Genomic DNA, 5,001 nt, shown 5'->3' on the forward strand with positions numbered 1-5,001 from the left:
AGGTCACAGGTTCAAATCCTGTCCCCGCAACCAAATCCACAAAACGGCCCGCATCACGCGGGCCGTTTTGCGTTTGCAGCCTGGCGCGGCCAGTTTGATCCTCATCGAGTTACCCGACGGTGTGGGTCTCGGCAGGCGCCGTCTTCCCGTGTTAACTGCTTGGCATGGAGATGGACACCGACAAGATCGACAATGCCGTTCTGGGGCTGCTTTGGCTAACGCTGCATGAAGAGAGGCGCGCCTGGAAGGGATTGGATTGGGATGCTCTGGATCGCTTGCACCAGAAGGGACTGATCGCCAATCCGGTAAACAAGGCGAAGTCGGTGGTTCTGACAGATGAGGGCCTGCGACGGGCTGAGGAATTGTTCCGCACCCTGCTCACGCGGCCGGCGCCATGAGCGCTGGCTGGCGTTCCAATTCGACAGCAAGAGTCGCGCAGGCAAAACCGACAACTTGCTCGGCAGGCCTATCCCGCAACAATTAGGGTTGGGCGTTCCGCCCGATTACCGTCTGGCGGCGGTGTCCGGTGCGTCGGACCTTCAGTCGAAACCTGCCGTGGTGCTGCCATAAGAGCGTCGCTCAATTCACACGGTTTTCCAACCCCACCGTCAGCGGAATCTCAAGCCCCCGCCGCAATCCCGTCGCGACCACCGACACCCTGAATTTTCCTGCGAGCGCCTTGTCGAAAATGGCGCCGACGATGATGTCGGCATCGGCGTCGACCTCCTCGCGGATGCGCGTGGCGGCTTCGTCGACCTCGAACAGCGTCATGTCAGTGCCGCCCGATATCGAGACAAGGACGCCCTTGGCGCCCATCATCGACGCTTCGTCGAGAAGCGGGTTTGCGATCGCCGCTTCGGCTGCCTTCCTGGCGCGGTCCTCGCCGGTGGCTTCGCCGGTCCCCATCATCGCGCGACCCATATCGCGCATCACCGACTTCACATCGGCAAAGTCGAGATTGATCAGGCCTTCCTTGACGATGAGATCGGTGATGCAGCCGACGCCGGCGTAGAGTACGCGGTCCGCCATGGCGAAAGCGTCCGCGAACGTCGTCTTGGCATCGGCGATCCTGAAGAGGTTCTGGTTCGGTATGACGATGACGGTATCGGCGCTTTCGCGCAGCCGCTCGATGCCCTCATTGGCGGCATGCATTCGGCGGTTTCCTTCGAAGACGAACGGCTTGGTGACGACGGCCACGGTCAGTATTCCTGCGTTGCGCGCGGCCTGCGCTATGACCGGTGCTGCACCGGTTCCAGTTCCGCCTCCCATGCCTGCGGTCACGAAACACATATGCGTTCCCGCAAGATGGTCCATGATTTCGTCGATAGATTCCACGGCCGCGGCATGGCCGACCTCGGGCAGGGATCCTGCACCAAGGCCTTCCGTGACGTGCGCTCCCAATTGGATCAGCCGCGTTGCCTTCGACATGGTGAGCGCCTGGGCATCGGTGTTAGCAACGATGAACTCGGTGCCCTGCAAGCCTTCGGCGATCATGTTGTTGATGGCGTTGCCGCCACCGCCGCCAACCCCGATGACGGATATCTTGGGCCTCATCTCCGAGATTGTCGGCCTCGTTGCAGTGTTCATTTGCCGTCTCTCCCCTTGAATGCGCAAGCGCAGCGGTCGGTGGAAGGCTTGTTCCCGGCGCGCTGCAAAGACTTTGGACAGTGCGCGAATCAGGACAGCCCAGCGTAACCAAGGGAATCAGACGGTTGAACCGGCTGCAAGTGCAGTATTCGCGCTCGCGCATGTTATGCGCTATTGGTTCGCCGCCGCTGGTGCTACGTGTGGCGGCTGACCGAAAATCGTCCGATGACAACGTCTCCCGTAAAGCCGAGACCGATCTTCCCGTTCTACTTCACGCCGATGCCGGCAGTCAGGCCGCCATCGATCCTGTAGTCCGCGCCGGTGCAGAACCCGGCTTTCGACGAACACAGAAAGGCGATGAGTTCCGCCACTTCCTCCGGCTCGCCGATGCGCCCGATGGGGTGCGCTTCGCCGAAGCGCCTGTAGGCGGCCTCGACATCGGCGTCGGTGCCGTTTTCGCCGCGCGCCGCTTTTTCCAGGATCGGGGTGCGGATCGAGCCCGGGCTGACGGAATTGACGCGAATGCCGGAGCGCGCGTGATCGAGCGCCAGAGCGCGCGTCAATGTGTGGATGGCGCCCTTGGTCGTGGCATAGGCGGCGACGTTCTGCTGGCAGGCGAAACCTTGCACCGAAGCCACGTTGACGATGGCGCCGCCGCCTCGCCTGATCATTTCCGGAATACCGAAATGCGCGGTCAGGTAGATCGAGCCGACATTGACGGACATCGCCCGGTTCCAGATGTCGAAATCGGTGCTAACAGCGGTGCCATACGGATGGACCGCCGCGGAATTGACGATGATATCGAGGCCCCCGAACCGTTCAACACCGGCTGCGACCGCGTCGCGGACCTGATCCGGCACGGAGACGTCGACGGCCACGACCAGCGCCTCGGCGCCGGAGCTGCCCAGTTCCGCTCTCATCGCCGTGTTGGCCGCGCGGTCGATGCCGCAGGCGATGATCGCCGCCCCGCCCGCCGCAAGACGTCTGGCGGTTGTCAGGCCGATCCCGGTCGTCCCCGTCACCAGAGCGATCTTGCCCTCGAAATCCTTCATTGCGCAAACTCCTTTAATTTGACTTCCATTGTGGCCCAACAATACGGTTCCGTTTTATCGCAAAGGAAAGCCTCGATGGAACAATGCTGGCGCTGGTATGGCCCTGACGACCCGGTGACGCTCGATCATGTCAAGCAGGCCGGAGCCACGGGCGTCGTATCCGCCCTGCATAATATCTATGACGGCCGCGCCTGGCCTTTGACGGACATTTTGGAGCGCAAGCGGGTCATCGAGGCCGAAGGGCTGACCTGGTCGGTTGTGGAGAGCATTCCCGTCCACAATTCGATCAAGATCGGCTCGGCGGAACGGCTTCGCTATGTCGGCTGGTACAAGGACACGATCCGTGCGCTCGCCAAGGCTGGCATTGCGACGATCTGCTATAACTTCATGCCGGTGGTCGACTGGACCCGCACCGACCTTGCCTATCGGCTTCCAACGACGGGCTACGCACTGCGGTTCGATGCGATCGATTTTGCCGCCTACGACCTGTTCGTCCTGAAGCGCAGGAATGCCGAATTCGGCTACAGCGCGGCACGTATCGCGGAAGCGGTATCGCGACTGAAGGAATTGAGCGAAGAGCAGATCGACAGGATCGAGCGCAATCTCATTGCCGGCCTGCCGGCAACCGAGCGCAGCTACAACCGGGATAGTTTTCGTGAGGCATTGGCGGAATATGACTCGATCGGGCCGAAGGAGCTGCGCGACAATCTTGCCTGGTTTTTGCGCGACATCATTCCGGTGGCCGAGCAGGAGGGGGTGCGCATGTGCATCCATCCCGACGACCCGCCATTCTCGCTCTATGGCCTCCCACGGATCGTTTCGACCGCCGAGGACGCGCGTTTCATCCTCAACGCCGTCGACAGCCCGGCCAACGGCCTGACATTCTGCACCGGCTCCTACGGTACGCGCGCAGACAACGACATTGTCGGCATGGTCAAGGAGTTCGCCGACCGGATCCATTTCGCCCATCTGCGCAATGTAACCATCGAGGATGACGGCTCCTTCCATGAAGCCGAGCATCTGGAGGGCGGCACCGACATGGCGCATGTCATCCTCGCTTTGATGCACGAAGAGACGCGCCGCCGAAGGGAAGGTCGCGCTGATTGGCGGATTCCCATGCGACCCGATCATGGCCATCTGCTCGCCGACGATATCGGCAAGACCAGGATCAACCCCGGCTATTCTTTGATCGGCCGCCTGAAAGGCCTGGCCGAGCTGCGTGGCATCATGCGCGCGGTGGAACGTTTTGAGCTGGCCTGAGGATCGCAACCGGAAGCCTAAGGCTGATGGCTTGACGCAACAAGCTCGGCCTTGCGCTGCGCCGTCTCCAGCCCGATGGCGATGAAGCGGCGCGCATGCCGGGCCAGCTCCATATTGTCGGTCCACAGATTGCGCCAGATGGCGGTTTTCTTCGACAGGTTCTCGTCGACGATCTCCGACGAGAAGGATTCGAAGCTGAGGTCGTCGCCATAGCCGATTGCGGTCAGCGCATCGAAGATCGCGGCAAAGTCGATGTTGCCGGTGCCGAGGAAGCCGCGATGGCTCTCACCGATATGGACATAGCCGATCTTTTTGGCGGCGTGGCGGATGGCCAACCCGACATCGGCCTCCTCGATGTTCATATGGAACGTATCGAGATGCAGAAAAATGTTGTCGGAACCGGTGTCCTCGATGAAGGCCAACCCTTGCGCCGCGGTGTTGAGCAGATTGCTCTCGAAGCGATTGACGATCTCGAGGTTGAGCGTGACGCCGGCGGCCTTGGCGGTCTCCGCGACCTTGGCAAGCGTGGCGGCACTGCGGTTCCATTGATCGCGCGTCGGCGCCTCAGTCTGCAATCCATGGCTGGTGCTGAGGATGCCGGCGACCTTCCGGCCGCCGAGATCGCGGGTGAGCGCGATCGTGTCATTGAGGACTTCGACGCCGTGCGCGGCAATCGCCTTGTCGGCGCTTGAAATGTCGCCGTCGGGCGGCAGCCCGATGCTGATCGCCACGCCGAGATCGAGGTCGGCGATGCGCTTGGCCAGCCCGCCAACATCGACATTGGCAGGGTCAAGATAGGAGAATTCGATCAGGTCGAAGCCCGCCTCCCTGGTGTTGGCCAGCGTCCGTTCGAGGTCGTCTTGCGCCGAGCTCGCCGACCAGACGAAAGAGTGGATTCCAATGCGCGACACGATCGTCTCCTGCTGCTCGAGAGCATCGGACCCAAGAAGTGGGAACCGGTTTGCGAAAAATCTGATGCTCAAACAAAAATTGGTGGGGCCGGGGCCCCCCCCCCCCCCCCCCGCGGGGGGGGGTGGGTTGGGGGGCGGGGGCCGCCCGGAGTTTGTGGGACGTGGGGTGTCGGGGGGCGAGGGGCGGGGGG

Annotated in this window: 5 protein-coding genes; 2 read left to right on the plus strand and 3 right to left on the minus strand. The window is 62.1% G+C overall.

The features are described 5' to 3' along the window. Positions 1-164: 164 nt before the first annotated feature. Complete coding sequence (locus AC0L3D_RS36030) at positions 165-398, plus strand: DUF6429 family protein (RefSeq protein ID WP_473647455.1); 234 nt, start codon at positions 165-167, stop codon at positions 396-398. 181 nt (positions 399-579) lie between these two features. Here the strand turns inward: AC0L3D_RS36030 and ftsZ are convergent, their stop codons facing one another. Beyond that, a complete protein-coding gene (ftsZ, locus tag AC0L3D_RS36035) occupies positions 580-1,587 on the minus strand; it encodes a cell division protein FtsZ (protein WP_023797312.1) in 1,008 nt (335 codons plus the stop codon). A 266-nt stretch (positions 1,588-1,853) separates the two neighbouring features. Next, positions 1,854-2,639: an SDR family NAD(P)-dependent oxidoreductase gene (locus tag AC0L3D_RS36040; protein ID WP_473647456.1), complete on the minus strand. Its 786-nt coding sequence runs from the start codon at positions 2,637-2,639 to the stop codon at positions 1,854-1,856. 75 nt (positions 2,640-2,714) lie between these two features. Here AC0L3D_RS36040 and uxuA point away from each other — a divergent pair, with 75 nt between their 5' ends. Then, a complete protein-coding gene (gene uxuA, locus AC0L3D_RS36045; RefSeq protein ID WP_473647457.1) occupies positions 2,715-3,899 on the plus strand; it encodes a mannonate dehydratase in 1,185 nt (394 codons plus the stop codon). Positions 3,900-3,916: 17 nt separating this feature from the next. Here uxuA and AC0L3D_RS36050 read toward each other — a convergent pair whose 3' ends face one another. After that, positions 3,917-4,810 (minus strand): sugar phosphate isomerase/epimerase family protein, encoded by an 894-nt coding sequence (locus AC0L3D_RS36050; protein WP_287344191.1) that lies wholly within the window; start codon positions 4,808-4,810, stop codon positions 3,917-3,919. Between the last annotated feature and the right edge of the window lie 191 nt (positions 4,811-5,001).

The organism is Mesorhizobium sp. WSM4837 (genome assembly GCF_055811435.1).

Coding starts and splice junctions, on each gene's coding strand:
- AC0L3D_RS36030 (WP_473647455.1), top strand. CDS start 165: ATGGAGATGGACACCGACAAGATCGACAATGCCGTTCTGGGGCTGCTT.
- ftsZ (WP_023797312.1), bottom strand. CDS start 1,587: ATGAACACTGCAACGAGGCCGACAATCTCGGAGATGAGGCCCAAGATA.
- AC0L3D_RS36040 (WP_473647456.1), bottom strand. CDS start 2,639: ATGAAGGATTTCGAGGGCAAGATCGCTCTGGTGACGGGGACGACCGGG.
- uxuA (WP_473647457.1), top strand. CDS start 2,715: ATGGAACAATGCTGGCGCTGGTATGGCCCTGACGACCCGGTGACGCTC.